This is a genomic window from Salmonella sp. A1325 (assembly GCF_056991255.1).
The window spans coordinates 41,039-58,124 of record NZ_JAMLWO010000010.1 but is presented as its reverse complement, the minus strand read 5'-3'; the positions used below and the strand labels follow the sequence as shown (position 1 = coordinate 58,124).

At 51.6% G+C, this 17,086-nt stretch carries 6 protein-coding genes and 3 pseudogenes; 5 read left to right on the top strand and 4 right to left on the bottom strand.

What is annotated here, in order from left to right:
• The first annotated feature begins 49 nt into the window (after positions 1–49).
• The 4 genes from NAZ64_RS17850 (at position 50) to NAZ64_RS17835 (ending at position 4,554) form a co-directional block, all read left to right on the top strand.
• Positions 50–2,479 (top strand): DMSO/selenate family reductase complex A subunit, encoded by a 2,430-nt coding sequence (locus NAZ64_RS17850; RefSeq protein WP_220569475.1) that lies wholly within the window; start codon positions 50–52, stop codon positions 2,477–2,479.
• Between the two features lie 13 nt (positions 2,480–2,492).
• The gene (locus tag NAZ64_RS17845) at positions 2,493–3,119 is read left to right on the top strand and encodes a DMSO/selenate family reductase complex B subunit (protein WP_000816143.1); all 627 of its coding nucleotides are present in this window, start codon (positions 2,493–2,495) and stop codon (positions 3,117–3,119) included.
• Complete coding sequence (locus NAZ64_RS17840; RefSeq protein ID WP_000544921.1) at positions 3,112–3,885, top strand: dimethyl sulfoxide reductase anchor subunit family protein; 774 nt, start codon at positions 3,112–3,114, stop codon at positions 3,883–3,885. The genes NAZ64_RS17845 and NAZ64_RS17840 overlap by 8 nt, the downstream gene beginning before the upstream one ends.
• Positions 3,886–3,960: 75 nt before the next feature.
• A complete protein-coding gene (locus tag NAZ64_RS17835) occupies positions 3,961–4,554 on the top strand; it encodes a TorD/DmsD family molecular chaperone (RefSeq protein ID WP_001542855.1) in 594 nt (197 codons plus the stop codon).
• A gap of 83 nt (positions 4,555–4,637) precedes the next feature.
• On the opposite strand, the gene NAZ64_RS17830 is transcribed toward NAZ64_RS17835, so the two are convergent.
• Entirely contained in the window at positions 4,638–6,038 is a 1,401-nt protein-coding gene (locus NAZ64_RS17830) for a CBM96 family carbohydrate-binding protein (RefSeq protein WP_024798409.1), read from the bottom strand.
• A gap of 303 nt (positions 6,039–6,341) precedes the next feature.
• On the opposite strand from NAZ64_RS17830, the gene NAZ64_RS17825 reads away from it, so the two are divergent.
• Positions 6,342–7,247 carry an SdiA-regulated domain-containing protein gene (locus NAZ64_RS17825; protein ID WP_076727846.1) on the top strand — a complete coding sequence of 302 codons (906 nt, stop codon included), beginning with the start codon at positions 6,342–6,344 and terminating at the stop codon, positions 7,245–7,247.
• A 294-nt stretch (positions 7,248–7,541) separates the two neighbouring features.
• Here the strand turns inward: NAZ64_RS17825 and NAZ64_RS17820 are convergent.
• The 3 pseudogenes from NAZ64_RS17820 to NAZ64_RS17810 all read right to left on the bottom strand — a co-directional run.
• A pseudogene (locus NAZ64_RS17820) lies at positions 7,542–7,676 on the bottom strand (hypothetical protein); the annotation flags it as partial.
• Between the two features lie 12 nt (positions 7,677–7,688).
• Positions 7,689–7,928: pseudogene (locus NAZ64_RS17815) on the bottom strand (hypothetical protein); the annotation flags it as partial.
• Between the two features lie 51 nt (positions 7,929–7,979).
• Positions 7,980–16,856, bottom strand: a pseudogene (locus NAZ64_RS17810) (Ig-like domain-containing protein); the annotation flags it as partial.
• Positions 16,857–17,086: the final 230 nt, after the last annotated feature.

Genomic DNA, 17,086 nt, shown 5'->3' with positions numbered 1-17,086 from the left:
TTTCATTACATATTATTAATAATTATGGAAGCAATGTGAGAAATAAAACATGGAAATAAAAAAATGGCTGAACACAACCATAACCCGACGTGATGCTATTGTCGCTACTGCAAAAGTAGGGGCGGCGGTGACGCTAAGCCAGGCGATTACGCTGCCTTTTGCTACCACTGCCCAGGCGCAGGATACCCCGATACCGAAGGATGCCAACGACGAAACCGTCAGGCACAGCGCCTGTCTGGTCAACTGTGGCAGCCGATGCCCGCTTAAGGTTATCGTGAAAAATGATCGCATCGTGCGCATTGAGCCGGAAGACGCGAAAGATGACGCGGTATTCGGCGAGCATCAGATTCGTCCCTGCCTGCGTGGGCGTTCCAGTCGCTGGCGCGTCTATAGCCCGGATCGCATTAAGTATCCGATGAAAAGAGTGGGAAAACGCGGTGAAGGAAAATTTAAACGTATTTCATGGGATGAGGCCACGGCCTTTATTGCAGCGGAATTAACGCGCGTTAGCGAACAATATGGCCGGGAAGCTATTTATTATAATTATCAATCCGGGGCATATTATCATACGCAGGGCAGGCCCGCCTGGATAAGATTATTAAATCTCACCGGCGGTTATTTAAATTATCACAACACCTATTCCACGGCGCAAATCGCCACCGCCACGCCCTATACCCACGGCGATTATGTCGGTAGCCATTTTACGCAGATCGCGCATTCCGATCTGGTGGTGCTATTTGGTCTGAATCTCTCAGAAACGCGGATGTCCGGCGGCGGTCAGGTTGAAGAGCTGCGCCGGGCGCTGGAGACCTCGAAAGCCCGAGTCATTATTATCGATCCACGCTATACCGATTCGGTGATTACCGAACACGCCGAATGGCTACCGATTCGCCCAACCACGGACGCTGCGTTAGTCGCCGGCATCGCGCATACGCTGATTACCGAACAGCTTCTCGACGAGGCGCTGGTAAACCGCTATTGCGTCGGCTATGACCGTAGCACCTTGCCGGACACGGCTGCGCCTAACGCCAGCTATAAAGATTATGTTCTTGGCACGGGCGATGACGGTATCGCGAAAACCCCGGAATGGGCGGCGGATATCACCGGAATTCCGGCAACGCGTATTCGCCAACTGGCGCGCGAAATCGCCTCGGCGCGTGCCTGCTATATTTGCCAGGGCTGGGGTCCGCAGCGTCATGCCAACGGCGAACAAACCGTGCGTGCTATTCAGACGCTGCCAGCGTTAACCGGCCACTTCGGGCGGCCCGGCACCAACAATGGCAACTGGCCTTACGGTACGCCGTATGGCGTGCCATTGTTGCCTGTCGGTAAGAATCCGATCACAACCTCTATTCCTTGCTATCTGTGGACGGACGCCATTCAGCATCCGGAGAAAATGACCGCGACGACAATGGGCGTGAAAGGCGCGGACAGGCTAAAAACCGGGATTAAGCTGTTTTTCAACCAGGCCGGTAATACCTTGCTGAATCAGCACGGCGAAACGAACCGCACCCGACAAATTCTCGCGGATGAATCGCTGTGTGAAACCATTATCGTGATTGAAAACCATATGACGCCCAGCGCGATGTATGCGGATCTGCTGTTGCCGGAGACCAGCTATCTTGAGGCGGAAGACCTGGTGGACAGCTCCTATGCGGCGGGATCGCATAACTATATGATTGCGATTCAGAAAACCGTTAAACCGATGTGGGAAGTGCGCAGCACGTATGACATCTGCGCGGATATCGCCGGGCATCTTGGACTGCGCGAGCAATATACCGAGGGCCGAACTCAGGCGCAGTGGGCGGAGATGCACTATCAGCAGATCCGTGAAAAACGACCATACCTGCCGGAGTGGAGCGTGGCGAAAGAGATGGGCGTGATTGACCAGCGTATCGCGACCGAGCAGCAGAGCCTTGCGTTTGCCGATTTCCGCGCCGACGCCGAGGCTAATCCACTCTCCACGCCGTCGGGCAAAATTGAAATTTACTCCCAGGCGCTGGCGGATCTGGCGCAAACGTGGACGTTGCCAGAAGGCGAGCGAATTCCCGCATTGCCGGAATTTTGTCCGGCGAAAGAGTCGCACCTTAACAAAGCGCTGACGGCGAAGTATCCGTTGCAGTTAAGCGGCTTCCATACCAAAGGGCATACCCACTCGACCTACAGCAATGTGCTGATGCTACATGAGGCGGTGCCGGATGAAGTCTGGATTAACCCGATTGACGCCAGCACCCGCCAATTGAAGTCCGGCGATCGGGTGCATGTATTCAATGACCGCGGCGTGGTGGAGCTTCCCTGTAAAGTGACCCAGCGCATTTTACCCGGCGTGGCGGCGATGCCGCAGGGCGCGTGGACGCGGCTTGACGGCAACGGCGTTGATGTCGGCGGCTGTATCAATACGCTGACCAGCCACCATCCTTCGCCGCTGGCGAAAGGCAATCCGCAGCATACCAATCTGGTTGAAATTAAACGCGCTTAAGGAGTGATGTACGATGAAACAGTATGGCTTTTATGTTGACTCTTCGCGCTGTTCAGGCTGTAAAACCTGCCAGGTAAGCTGCAAGGATAATAAAGATCTGGATGTCGGTCCGAAACTGCGCCGCGTCTATGAATATGGCGGCGGAAGCTGGGTGAAAGAGGGGGAAAGCTGGCATCACGACACCTTTACCTACTACCTCTCTATTGCTTGTAACCATTGCGATGAGCCGGTATGTGTCTCCGGCTGTCCGACCGGGGCGATGCATAAACGCAAAGAAGATGGTCTGGTAGTGGTGGATGACAGCGTATGCGTCGGCTGTCGCTATTGTGAAATGCGCTGCCCCTACGGCGCGCCGCAGTTTGATACGCAGGCGAACGTGATGCGTAAATGCGACGGTTGTCTTGACCGACTGGAGAACAATCTGCGCCCTATTTGTGTGGATTCTTGCCCTCAGCGAGCGCTGGATTTCGGCCCTGTCGATGAATTACGGGCAAAATATGGCACGGAGAATCAAATCGCGCCGCTGCCTTCAGCGTCGTTCACCCATCCTAACCTCATTATTAAACCGCATCCGAAAGCGAGACCCACGGGCGATACGGAAGGCGCAATCATGAACATTCGGGAGGTGCGCCATGCATGAGTTACCGCTGGTCTTTTTTACGGTCTTTACCCAGAGCGCGGTCGGCGCGTTTATTCTGCTGCTGATTGGCGGCGCAATGGGGCTGGTCGCGCCGCGGCGCAAGGCTATTGGTCTGTTCTCGGTGATGTGCCTGTTTGGGCTGGGCGTCATTGTCGGCATCTTCCACGTCGGGCAACCGCTGCGCGCGCTGAATATGCTGCTGCGCGTCGGACATTCGCCGATGAGTAACGAGATTGTCTTGTCGGCGGCTTTTGCAGCGCTCGGCGGTCTGGGGGCGCTCGGTTTGTTGCTGAACCGGGCGACGCCGCTGTGTAACGCGTTGGTATGGTTGGCGGCGATAGTCGGGGTGGTCTTCTTATACGCCGTTCCGCAGATTTACCAACTGCCGACGGTGGCGACCTGGCGTTCATCTTACACCACGGCAATGATGATATTGACGCCGTTGATTGGCGGCGGCGCGTTGGCGGCATTGTTTGGCGTGCGCCGTCTGGGGCTACTGGTCAGCGTGTTGGCGATTTTGGTGAGCTTTTGTCTGCGCCCGGGCTATATGGCGACGCTGATGAGCGCCGATAGCGCTCTGACCGCCGCGCAGCATAGCTGGTTTACCGCCCAGGCGATATTGCTGGCGGCGGGCGTGGTCGGGGTGGTGGTCTGCGCGCGCCTGAAATCGAGCGCTGCGGTGCTGGCCATGACGGCAGTGGTGGTTATCGCGGCGGAGTTGGCGGGTAGGATTGCGTTTTACAATCTGTGGACGCTGCCAATGTAGTTTTTTGCCCGGTTTATGCCATGTAAGCCTGATCAGCGTAGCGTCATCAGGCGAAATATTTCAGGAGCTATTGCTATGCCTTCCCGTGCTGTTTTGCCGCGTATCCTCGGCGCACTGTTTTACTTCTCCCCTGAGAGGCCGGAGGTGAAAGCGTTGTTCGACTGTTTGCCAACGTTGCCTGAGCTTTACCCCTGGCGCGATCGCGGACATATTGAATCACTGTGTGCGTCATGGTCGCTACCGGATGATGATGCGCTTACATGGCAATTTTCCGTGTTGTTTGAAGGCCAGGGAAAGATGCCCGTCCCGCCCTGGGGATCGGTCTATCTGGAAAAAGATAATTTGCTGATGGGGGAAACCACCGCCGATTATCGAGCTTTTTTACAGGCGCAGGGCATGGTATTCACTGACCGTGAACGCGAGCCGGAAGATCAGTTTGGCCTGATGCTATTAGCCTGTAGCGATCTGCTGGCACGAGGCGACAACGTGGCGGCCAACCGGTTACTGGAGGCGCATCTGCTGCCCTGGGGATTCCGCTATCTGGAATTGCTGCAACGCAATACCGTTAGCGCCTTCTATGCCCGGCTTGCCATCGTAGCGACCTGTTATTTGCAGGATGTTCAGCAGCAACAGGGACTACAGCCTGAGAATAAACGGTTGTTTTTCTGAGGTATTGGTCAGGTTTTGATGGCGTGCCATAATGCTTGTGCCGCCATCGTGCCCGCTGTTGCGTCAGCGGGCACAGTTTACTATTACAGCTCCGGCGTCTTTTTGAAACCGGTCAGCATCAGCACCAGGCTCTGTTTTGAGTCCGCTGGCGTGAAATCGTAGTGATTTCCCTGACGGTCGCCGCCGATATACCAGGATATTTCCGTTTTCCCTTCCGCCAGCGCTTTGCGCACCGCTTTATCGACATCAACCATGCGATACTCATGTGAATGGTTTAGATATAACACGGCATCGGAACGGTAGTTGATCGCCGGTTTATTGTTCCAGGACACGGTACTGACGTGCCAGTCATTGCTGGTCGGGTAAAAGAAAATTTGATCGGCGCCGTTCGTTTCCGTTTTGCCGCCAAAAAGGCGAATACGGTATTTGAATAGCGAAGTGTCCATATTGGCAGGCAGGGGCGGGATCTTAAATTTCACCAGCGTGAGCGTTTCCGGGTGCTGCGTGCGTCCGCCATTTGTCCAGTCATCCTGTACGTACAAGGTATCGACGCTGGCATGAGGCTTGTCGTCTTCGCTGCTTACCCAGGTATTTTCTTCCGCTTTACTGTAGGCGTAAGGAACCGTAGTGCCGCAATCCAGTCCCTGATTCATACACAGATCCGTCATAAACTGCGCGCCATCTTCCGTCCAGCCATTCATAAAATCGGCATGGGCGGTATAAAGACTTCCCCAGCGCTCTGCCCGGGTTTCGCCATGCATTACCGGGTCCATCGACAATTCTACTTTGGACGTATCCAGCGAGGAGATCTGCGGGAGTACCCAGGCGATGTTCATATTAACCGTCGGGATTTTGACCGGATAGTCTGCGGAACATTTCCCGTGGTCGGCATAGATAGCGTTATTGTGGCTATGGGTCGGTTTCAGGTTGACGCCATCCCAACAGTTGGGGAAAGCGATCCCGATATTAAACTGGACGGCATCGCCCGCTTTACGCAGGCCGCATATTTCGCCTACCTTGTTGGTGTAACCTTTGCCGTTGGCACATAAAAAGGTGATTGCGGAACTGGGGCCAGTACCGTGATGATCGCCTGCCAGTAACTCCAGCCCGGCCGGGAATGGATGGAGCGGATATTGCGCAACATTTGTGGATTGATAATAGGTCTTTTGGTAGGCGGGATTTACGATTTCACCATCGGGTAATTTCATGGACGGCGCCCAGTAAGCGGAGCTGTCGGCTTTATTATCACAGGTGGTATCTGGTTGCGCGCGCAACGTCTGGTAGGTAGAGACCGCGTCGGTGTGGGTGTTGCCAAAAAAGTCATGCCACATCGCCTGATTCGCTTTATCAAACATCATAATCGCGTCATCGCCCAGCGTGTGGTGATAGCCGCACACGACATGCGCCTGAGGACCAGCATGGGCCGGGAATGCGCCAGCGGCAACGAGCGTAGCCAGGCTGACGGTAATAAGGTTGAGTTTCATTTTTTTGCTGCCCGGTTGAATAGAAGTGGGAGCAGCAATAGCAGATCAGATTGCGGTGTTACATCTCATTAATTATCACTTTTTGTCATTTGCTCTGCATACAGGGGCAAATTTGCAGACGTACTATTTAAATAATTAGCCGAAACTACCCTCCTCTTGATTATGTCAATTTACAAAAAGGGTACGTTAGTGATTAAAATCGGGCTTTTTGTGATAACCCTCACTATTTCATTTTGCCTATGCTAATGGCGCTCGCCATAACCGAATAACGATTCTATCGGACATCGGCTTTATTTTTAAGAAATGCGTTACGACATCAGTCGTGACGCGATCTGCTATGGATTTTTTATGAGATTACTAAAACGCGTTATTGTGGTTGTACTCTTGGGCGTGATTTTATTTATGGTCAGGGACGATATACGCTATGTTTATCAACTGATCCTCAAATATGGTGATAAACCTTCGGCGCTGGCACTGAGTAGCTATAAAGCGGTTATTCAGCAAAAACCAGTCGCAGGAGTTAAGAGTAACCTTTCAGGTTTGACCTACTCCGCCGAAGACAGGATGCTTTTCGCCGTTATTAATAATCCCCCTGAACTGGTCTGGTTAACGACAGAAGGGCAGCTGATAGGGCGGATGCCGCTCCAGGGCATCCACGACCCGGAGTCTATTGCATGGAGTGGGGGTAACCAGTTCCAGATAGGCAGTGAGAAAGATGGCGCGGTCTATAAAACACAGGTGGATATTCAGCGCGGCACCATGCAGATAATCTCCATGGTGAAGCTTGAGGGTTATGACAAAGCAAAAAATAAAGGGCTGGAAGGTACGGCATGGGATGCGAAAAATGAGAGATTATATGCCGCAAAAGAAAGAAAACCCATTATGATCAAAGAAGTAGAGATGAGCAAAAATGGTATCACCAGAGCGTTGCCTTCTGCCATCACTGCGAGTGTGAGCGATGTCTCCGGACTTGAATACCATGCCCCAACGGATTCGCTGCTGGTGTTGTCGGACGAGTCAAAAATGATTCTGGAGGTCAGTTCCGAGTGGCGGGTGCGCGATCGATTGTTCCTGACGGCGGAGTGGTCAGGGCTCAGAGACGATATCCCCCAACCAGAAGGGATTGCCATGGATAATGAAAATAATTTGTATATTGTGAGTGAACCAAATCTGTTTTATAAATTTTCGTGTGATATACAGAATGACTAAAATCTATTTTTACTGTCACAGTATGCTAAAACAGAACAAGGTTATTAATACCATGATTTGACGATTGTTTGATTCGTTGATTCATTGTTGGGGATATTTATGTTTTACTTACCTCAGTAACGGATTACTTTGTGGTGTAGCGTAACGGTAATTGTCCTCCTCATATTTGCGGCAGCGTAGTCTGCCGCTTTTTTTTATAAATTAACTCTCTCTGTAATAATTAACAGACAATAAATATTATTCTGTTTTTTTCAGGAGGCCTCCGAAGAGACCTCGCATGGTGATGTTTAGTTATCAGGCATAATATTCTTCATCAACACTTACCGAATGCCATGTCGCCTCGCTAAGCGAAATCATTTCATCTACGCCGGAACTCTTGTTAACCGGGTTTTCCGTCGGCGATGTACCTGTAAATGTTCCACTGGCTGTGGCGCTATTACCGGCGGGATCGGTGGCCGTTATGGTGTACTGATTCGCCCCCGACAGAATAGCGGATTGCTGAACAGAAACATGCCAGTTACCGGTATCGTTATCAACACTGGCGGTATAGTCCGTATCGTTGACCGTGACCTTCACCTGAATATCCTGATGCGCCTCCACGACTCCCTTAAGGGTGACGGTATTATCCAGACTGCTAACAGTCGATCCCAACGTTGGTTCGGCGGGCGGTTGTGTATCAATAGTCAGCTGCTCGTTCAGCGTATTCTCATTCCCGGCAGCGTCTTTAGCCGTAATGGTGTAGTCATAAGCGCCATCATTGAGGGGCTGTTTAAGAGTAATTGTCCATTTTCCTGTTTCATCTGCAGTTGTTATAAAATCCTTATTATCAATAGTCAGCTTAATTGTTGCGTGAGCTTCTGAGGAGCCGATAAAGGTCGGTGTATTGATGTTAGTGATATTATCGCCTCCGGCGCCGATATCACTATTACCCTCCATGGAAAGTACTGGCGGTGTAGAGTCGATCGTCAGCCAGCCGGTAGACAGCGAAGAGGCGTTTCCTGCCTGGTCTTTAGCCTGTACCGTATAGCGGTAAACACTGTCGTCTAACGCATCAGCATCCGGTAAGGTAAATTCCCATCTGCCGTCATTTTCGGCCTGGAATGTATACGTTTTTTGGTTGAGTGTCAGAATAATCGTTGCTCCCGGTTCTGTTGCGCCAGTAAATGTCGGCGTTTTATCACTGGTGATGTTATCTCCCTTATCGCCGGTATCCGAATTCTCGGTAAGCGCGCCAGTAGTAGGCGAGGGCGATGTAGAGTCAATGGTAAGCGAACCGCTGGTTGGCGTAGACGTATTTCCGGCGGCGTCTTTTGCCTGTACCGTATAAACGTACGTATCGTCAGGCAGCGCATTTTCTGGCGGCAGTGTGAAACGCCATGCGCCGTGATCATCGGCCTGGATCTCATACGTTTTATTGTTAATGGTAAGAATGATGATCGCGTCAGGCTCTGTCGTACCGGTAAAGGTCGGCGTACTCACGCTGGTAATGCCATCATCTTTAGTTCCCGTATCTGTATCGTCAGACAGTTCTCCAACGGCAGGTGCTGGCGGTGTCGTATCGATAGTTATCGATCCTGTGAAGGACTCAGAGGTCGTACCCGCCATGTTTTTACCATGCAGCGTAAAGCTATAGGAGCCGTCGTTCAGCTTATCTTCAGCAGGTAAGGTAAAGCGCCAGGTCCCATCATTGCTCACCGGCACGTCGTAGCTTTTATTATTGATGGTCAGAATAACGGTGATATTCGGTTCTGCCGTACCGCTGAAGGTGGGAAGATCCGTGCGGGTAATATTATCTCCGGTGTCGCCTGTATCCGACTCGATAGCCAGCCCGCCGTTTGGAACGGCCGGGAGGGTGAGATCGATGGTTATGCTGCCGTGAGCCGTTGCGGAGACATTGCCTGCGGCGTCGGTGGCTAACACGGTATAGGCATAGTTACCGGCTGTGAGCGCATCTGCTGTGGGTAAAGTAAAGACCCATGTACCGTCGTCCGCCGTAGGACATTCATACGTTTTATTGTTGATAGAAAGTGTGATTGTCGCTCCTGGCTCCGCTTTACCGGTGAATTTAGGCGTAGTGATACGTGTGATATTGTCGTCAGCCACTCCCGTGTCATAACCGGGGGCCAGACTGGCCGTGGGGGCTGTTGGCGGTGTCGTATCAATGATGAACGAGCCTGCCTGTTCTGCGGAGGTATTCCCGATAGCGTTTTTGCTCTGTAGGGTGTACTCGTAAGTGCCCTCAGTAAGACTATCTTCTGCCGGTAATGTAAATTTCCAGGCACCGTCATTTCCTGCCTGGATCTCATACGCTTTATCGTTGATTCGCAGAATGACGACACTGTGAGGGTCAGCCTTACCGCTAAACGTCGGGGTGGTTACGTTAGTCGTGTTATCTGTACCGGTACTGGAATCCGGATCTTGTGTGAGGCCTCCCGTAGGGACTGTTGGCGCGGCGGTATTAATAATTACAGACCCCACAGTGGATGCAGACTGATTTCCGGCGGCATCCTGGGCCAGAACGGTATACTGATACGTACCGTCTGGCAGCGAATGGCCTACAGGTAATGTGATTGTCCAGGCGCCGTCGCTTCCGGCTTGAGCGGTGTAGTCTTTGCCGTTAATCGTCAGTATTACGGTAGCGTTCGCTTCTGCCGTTCCCGCAAAGGTTGGGTTCTTAATGTGGGTAATGTCATCACCCTTGACGCCGCTGTCTGCTATTTCCGCCAGGGCAGCGACGGGGGCGTCCGGAGGAGTGGTATCAATCGTAAAAGCTCCCTCATAGCGAGATTCGTTGCCAGCATTATCCGTGGCCAGAACCTGGTAGGTGTAGGCACCATCCGTTAGCGTGGTTGGTATCTGGAATGTCCAGTTACCTGACGCATCGGCCGGAATGGGATAATTCACGCCAGCGTATACAATAACAATCGACGCGCCAGGCGTGGTTTTGCCCGACAGCACAGGCTGAGTGTTGTTGGTCACTTGTTCGTCCGTGACGCTGCTGTCGCTCCCGGCGTGTAACCCGGCATTTGCTGAGGGCGGCGTGTGTTGAACAGTGACATTACCGTTCACCTGTGCGTTGCTCATATTGCCGCTGGCATCCGTCACTATAATCGTATACAGATAACTGCCATCCGCTAATTTACCGGCTTCCGGCAGGGTAATGCTCCATTTACCATTCTCACCCGCGACGGCGGTATACGTATTACCGTTAATCATTAGTGTGACGGTTGCGCCGTTTTCTGTGACGCCGCTAAAGGTCGGCATCGTCTGATTAGTAAGATGACTGCCGGTTCCCCCGGTTTCGCTGGTGGTATCCAGTCCGCCGGTTAAATGGTCGGGAGCGGTGGTGTCAATCGTGATGGTTGCCGTCGACGATGTTGTATTGTTTGCACTATCGGTGGCAGTGACCGTGTAATGATAAGCGCCATCCGTTAAGGCGTGAGTCAGCGGGATAGCCCATTCCCCGTCTGCGTTCGCTGTGGTGATGTATCTGTTACCGCCAATTATGAGTGTAATAGTTGCATTGGCGTCAGCGGTTCCCGTTAGTGTGGGCGTGGTATTACTGGTGGTATTGTCGGCTTTCGTGCCGGAGTCCGTATCATGGCTAAGTCCGTTTATCTGAAGGTGCGATTCGCTGTCGATAGTCACCTGCCCGGTCATTGGTGGCGATTGATTACCCGCAATGTCTTCGAGCGCGATCGTGTAATCATGGACGCCATCGCGCAATGGGTTGGTAATCGCCAGCATCCAGTTACCGTCCCGATCGGCTACGGTTTTATACGTTTTGTCGTCAATAGTGACGACGACCGTAACGCCAGCAGGCGCGGTGCCGGAAAAGTTAGGTTTTTTATTACTGGTGATGGTATCGCTGGTATCGCCAGTATTGCTGTGAACATCCAGGCCGCCAGTTACCGAACCGGTGATGTTTCCACTTTGAATATTCAGCGTGCCGGTTGCTGGCGGGCTGATATTTTGCGCAAGGTCGATAACGGAGACGGTATAATTATGCGTACCCGTATTTAATGGCGTGGTGACGGCTACTTCCCAGAGTCCTGTATTGTCCGCTACGACCGTGTACGTTTGTCCATCAACCGTAAGCGTTACTGTAGCGCCTGGTTTCGTTTTGCCTGTAAACACGGGTGTTTCATTGTTAGTGATAAAATCACCTAACGTCCCACTGTCCGTAGCGACGCTGAGCCCTACCGTTGTGGTTGGCGGCGTATTATCAATGACAAACTGGCCGGTAATGGTGGATGAGGTGCCCGCTGTATTGGTGGCTGTCACGGTATAACTGTAGCTATTGTTGGCCAGATCGGGGAGAGGCAAAGTCCAGTTGCCATCAGCGGTAACGGTTGGCGTATAGATAACATCGTTGATTGTCACCGTCACGGTGGCGCCTGGCGTGGTTGTACCTTTTAACGTTTGATCGTTGTGATTACTCCAGCCATTGGCGATATTCGGATCGGCGGTTGTGTCCAGTCCTCCCGTCAGCGCCACGCTGGAAGTATCTACGGTAAGTGTGCCGGTAACAGGAGTGGAAGCATTACCGGCCTTATCGACGGTCGATATGGTGTAATCATAATTGCCCTCCCGTAGCGCTTCCGGTACGGTAAAGCTCCATTTACCAGCACTATTGGCGGTTACCGTGTAGGTTTGCCCGTTCAGCGTAATGGTTACTTTCAGACCGGCATCCGTGTGGCCACTAAACGTAGGTCTGGTGTTATTCGTGATGCCATCGTTCGGCGTACCGGTATCGCTGGTGTTGTCCAGACCACCGGTTAAATTCGGAGGTACGGAGTCGCGGGTCATTCTAATGGTGTAAGTAGTTTCCAAACCATAACTATTGGTTACGGTCAGGTTCCAGGTGAAGTATCCGCCCTGGGGGGTATCTGCCGGGAATTCTGACGCAGGCAACTGAATTTTCCAGTTGCCATCTGCGTCAACAACGGCAGTAAGAGGGGCAGGACCTCCTGCGCCCTTTCTGATAGTGATCGTATCGCCCGGATTACCGCGTCCGACGATAACCGGCGAGGCATCCGTATAGAAAACAGTGTTAATTGAGCCAGCGGTACCACTGAGATAATCTTCATGACCGCCAAATTGTGCATTAGGCGCGGTGACGACATTGCTAATTGTGCCATGAAATACGCCGCTATTCCCCGCACCATCGGTAGACGTTATGGTGTAATCGTAACGTGTGTCAGGAAGAAGATTTGCATCCTGTAACCAGATTTGCCAGTTACCATCATCGTCTGAAGTGGTTGAGTAACGTTTTCCATTAATCTCTACAATAACTTCTCTATTGGGTTCTGCTTTTCCATTAAACGTCGGCGTAGCCGATCGGGAGGCTGTAGGGTCATTCGGCGTCGCATCGTTGGGCCACAGTCCTCCGGTAATTTCCGGCGGCGTATGGTCTATGGTGAAGGAACCGTTAAATGACGTGACCGAGTGTCCAACAATCTCAGTCAGTTTGTAGTGATATTCCCCTTCAACGAATGGCCCTCCCGGTAATGTAAACGTCCAGGTGCCATCGGCATTAACCGGAATAGTATATTCCTGCGCATTAAACTCAATACGTAATGTGGCGCCGATACTCGCTTTGCCGCTTAACGATGGTGAGGCATTTTGCGTCTTGTTATCGCCGACTACGCCAGTATCATCTTCGGGGGAAAGAAATCCGATCAGAGTACTGATTGTCACCGAGGCGGAGTGGGTGGTTTCTGTACCGAATTTATCCTTGAACGTTAACGTATAGTCATGTATTCCTGAGCCCAGCGGCGCGCCATCGGGGACCGTAAACGACCACTTTGTCCCTCCGGCGGTAATCGTGAGCGGATAAGTCTTACCGTCGATGGTGATGGTGCCGCGCAGATTGTCGTTAGCCTCACCTCCGGCGATGGTGCCCTCTAGCGTTGGGCGGGTCACGGATGTCAAATTATCGCCTTTGGTATCGCTATCCGTTTCAGCAGAGAGCCCGTTGGTGATAGTCAGTTTACGCTTACAAATATAAATGGCGTCAGTGTTTGTCGTGGTATTGCCTGCGGCATCGGTTGCCGTCATGTAAAAGCGAACGGTGTTATAACTGCCGTTATCCGCTACCAGCCCCGCAGGGAGAGTGAATTTCCAGGTGCCGTCGCTGGCGATATCCGTCACGTCGTAGGTTGTGTTATTAATACGAATGGTCAATTTTGAACCTGGTTCAACCTGCCCCTTTAATGTAGGGATGAGCTCGTTAGTCCAATATCGGTCTTTGTCGCCCGTATCGCTATTGCTATCCAGATCAGATCCTGTCAGCGTTGGCGCTCGATTATCAGTGATAACATTCCCTTTTGTAGAGGTTTGGTTTCCGGCTGTATCTGTGACGGTAAGGGTATAGCTGGCCGTGTGATTAGGCGGTAACCCCCAGGTCGGGCCTTGCAGCGTCCAGGTTCCGTTCTGGTCTGCTGTGGTGTTAAGTGTTTGGCCATCTATATGTAAAGTGATCGTCGCGCCAGGCTCGGTTTTCCCGGTAAATACGGGCCTGGTCGATTGGGTGATCATATCCCCTTTGATACCGGTATCAGAATCGCTCGTTAAACCGACGATGGACATAGGATTAAGGGTATCAATAAAAACATTATTCGTGGCGATGGCGGAGAGCCCGGTAGTGGTGTCCGTCGCGGTAACCGTATATTCGTTGAACCCTTCGTGCAATGGGTTAGTCACATCAATAGACCAGCTGCCGTCGGCCGCCGCCGTTGTGGTATAACTTTGCCCTGCGATGGTCAGGACAATGATGGTATCCGGCGTAGCCTGCCCGACAATTTTTGGCGTATTGTTATTGGTAATATTGTCGCCCTTAGTGCCGCTATCACTATCTACATCCAGCTGCGCCGTTACTTTAGGCGGCGTGATGCCTGATGGGACGTAATTAAAATTGCCCGTTATCGTTGCCGTGTTACCGGCAAGATCCTCTGAAGTTACGGTATACTCATTCAGGCCGGGAGCCGCATCTTTGGGTAAGGTCAGTTTCCAACTTCCGTCATTATCTACGGAAGCCGTATAGGTCGCGCCTTTAATGGTGACGGTGACGAGGCTGCCGGGTTCGGCCATACCGCTGAGCGTTGGGCGAACAAGCTGGGTAGTCGTATTTCCCACAGTCCCTTCCATCACGCTGGAAAGGTCAAGCCCACCGCTGAGTTGGGAAACGGTATCAACAGTAAACTGATGCTCGCTGCTTGAGGTATTGCCCGCTTTATCGGTGGTGACGACCGTATAAGTATAAGTTGCATCAGTAAGGTCGTTCGGCATCGCATATTGCCAGACGCCATCAGTGCCGGCTGTCAAAGTATGACTCACGCCGTTAAAAATAATTTCTACGCTGGCCTCGGGTTCTGTCGTACCGGTAAAGATAGGGCGGATAACGTTGGTAATGCCATCCTGCGTACTCTGTCCACTATCCGATGCTTCGTTTAAGCTTGCATCAGATGAAGGTGGCGTGGTGTCCACGGTAATCGTCCCCGTTGCGGTCGTGCTGGTTCCCACCGCATTCTTTACTTGTACCGTATATTCATAGGTTTCATCCGCAAGCGCGTCCGGGAGCGTTAAAGACCAGCTACCGTCCACACCCACGGCGACGGGATAGTCGATATGATTAATGGTAAAAATAACGGTGGTATTTGGTGTCGCCGTACCGTGGAAGGTTGGCTGATTAACCTGGGTGATATTATCGCTGTTGCTGACACCGCTGTCATCGCTGTCCAGCAAGCTGACGGTGATTTCCGGCCGACTGGTATCAATAACCAGGGTTATACTCCCTGCGGTTTCGCTCATATTTCCTGCGCTATCTTTGGCCACAACGGTGACGTCATAGCGACCATCAGCCAGCGGTGTATCCAGCGTGAGCTGCCAGTCGCCATTTTCATCGGCCTGCAGGGTATAAACGTGATCGTCAACAGTCACAAGTACTTCCGTATGGGGGTCAGACTTTCCGTGCAGAGTAGGCGTTGTTATATTGGTGATGTTGTCGCCTGAATCACCTGAATCGCTGTTGACGTCAAGGGTCACTGTGGGCGCTGGCGGTGGCGTCGTATCAAGTGTAAAACTGCCTTCTAAAGGCGAAGAGGCGTTATTTCCTGCCGCATCGGTGACTGAAAGCGTATAAACATGCTCGCCATCATCTAATACCAGATCTTCTGGCACTTTCCAGGCCCATAGCCCGTTTTCATCAGCCCGTACAGAAAACGATTTGCCGGCAAGTGTAACGGTAACCACGGCAAAAGGTTTCGTGCTCCCGATTAATACTGGATGGGGATTATTGGTAATGCCGTCAGCATCACTGCTGCCAGTATCTGACTCTGCGGATAATGTTGCAGTAACCGTCGGGAGCTGGGTATCAATAGTGACGGTACCGGTTTGCGTGGCGGTATTGCCCGCGATATCGGTTATGGTGACAGTAAAGTCATAGCTGCCGTCGTCGAGCGCCGGAGTGATTTTAAATTCCCACTGTCCCTGCTGGTCGGCGGTGCCTTCATAGACGTGACCATTCAGGGTGAGCATCACGTTCGCGCCGGGTTCGGTTTTTCCGGTCAATGCGGGCTGGGGAATTTTCGTCAGAAAATCGTCCTGTTGTCCGGTATCCGTGGCGTCGGATAACGCAAACGTTACGTCAGGCGCAGTGGCATCAATCGTGACGCTGTTAGTCACTGTGGCGGTATTGCCTGCATCATCGGTGGCGGTTACCTGGTAATGATAGATCCCATCAGGCAAATTTGTACCCGGGGATAAAGACCAATAACCTTCAGCGTTAGTAATCGTAGTTAACGTCATTCCACCTATGATGACATTAATAATGGAGCCCGGTTCTGAGGTTCCCTGAAGCACTGGCTTAGTATTATTTGTTATCGAATCGCCTGTAATGCCGGAATCTGACGTTGGATCAAGCGAGGCAGTAAGTCCGGTAATTTCGCTATCAATCACAATGGTAATAGTGGAAGCTACCGTTTTGCCGCTGCTATTGGTAATAGTAAAGTTTACATCATAGTGGCCATCCGGCAGGGGGGAAGATAGCTGTAACGTCCATTTTCCATCTTTATCGACAGTTAGCGGATAATGTGTTTTGTTGATTATCAGACTTGCCGTTGCGCCTGGCGTAGCATTTCCGCTAAAGGTGGGGTTAGCAATGTTGGTAATCCCATCCCCTGTTTTACCTGAGTCTGTTTTCGCATCCAACTTACCGGTAATAAAGAGGGGAGTTTCCTGAGTGGGTAACGGTGCCTGAGTTTTTTCCGCTGGCTCTCCGGATGAAGAACTGGATGAAGAGGACGAGGCAGGAGGAGGAGGTGGTGGTGTGGCTACGCTATTTTGGACGTCCTCTTCTGCCGGTTTTAGATTTTTCGAAACTTCTTGCTTTGCTTTCTTATCGATAATCTCTTTTTTTTCTGGCGGCAGATCGTTTTGTTCGAGCTTTATGTTCTGTTGCTGCTCTTCGGCACGCTCTTTGAGAAGTGCCTCATACTCTTTAATTTTTTGTTGTAAAGCAGTCTCTAAGGATTTATTCGTTTCGACAAATGCTTCCTTATCCGCCTCGTCATTATTAGTCTCAATGGTCGACTCTTCGCTTTTTAGCATATCAGCAAGGTATACAGTATCCAAACCAAGCTGATAGGTTTTTATAGACGAGATAATATGATCCTGATTAATTGTTTTTCCCGAGGTGTCGCGTAATTCAATATTCCCCAGAACCAGGTTAGTTAAACCATCTTTTAATGTTGTGGTATTACCGTCAGCGGTAGTGACTATCAGATCAAAGCCACTGACTTTATACGACTTAATATCCGTAACACTCTCAGGTTTAATGT

Bases quoted from the DNA above. Each gene is read 5' to 3' on its own strand.
- NAZ64_RS17850 (WP_220569475.1), top strand. From the start codon at position 50: ATGGAAATAAAAAAATGGCTGAACACAACCATAACCCGACGTGATGCT.
- NAZ64_RS17845 (WP_000816143.1), top strand. From the start codon at position 2,493: ATGAAACAGTATGGCTTTTATGTTGACTCTTCGCGCTGTTCAGGCTGT.
- NAZ64_RS17840 (WP_000544921.1), top strand. From the start codon at position 3,112: ATGCATGAGTTACCGCTGGTCTTTTTTACGGTCTTTACCCAGAGCGCG.
- NAZ64_RS17835 (WP_001542855.1), top strand. From the start codon at position 3,961: ATGCCTTCCCGTGCTGTTTTGCCGCGTATCCTCGGCGCACTGTTTTAC.
- NAZ64_RS17830 (WP_024798409.1), bottom strand. From the start codon at position 6,038: ATGAAACTCAACCTTATTACCGTCAGCCTGGCTACGCTCGTTGCCGCT.
- NAZ64_RS17825 (WP_076727846.1), top strand. From the start codon at position 6,342: ATGCGTTACGACATCAGTCGTGACGCGATCTGCTATGGATTTTTTATG.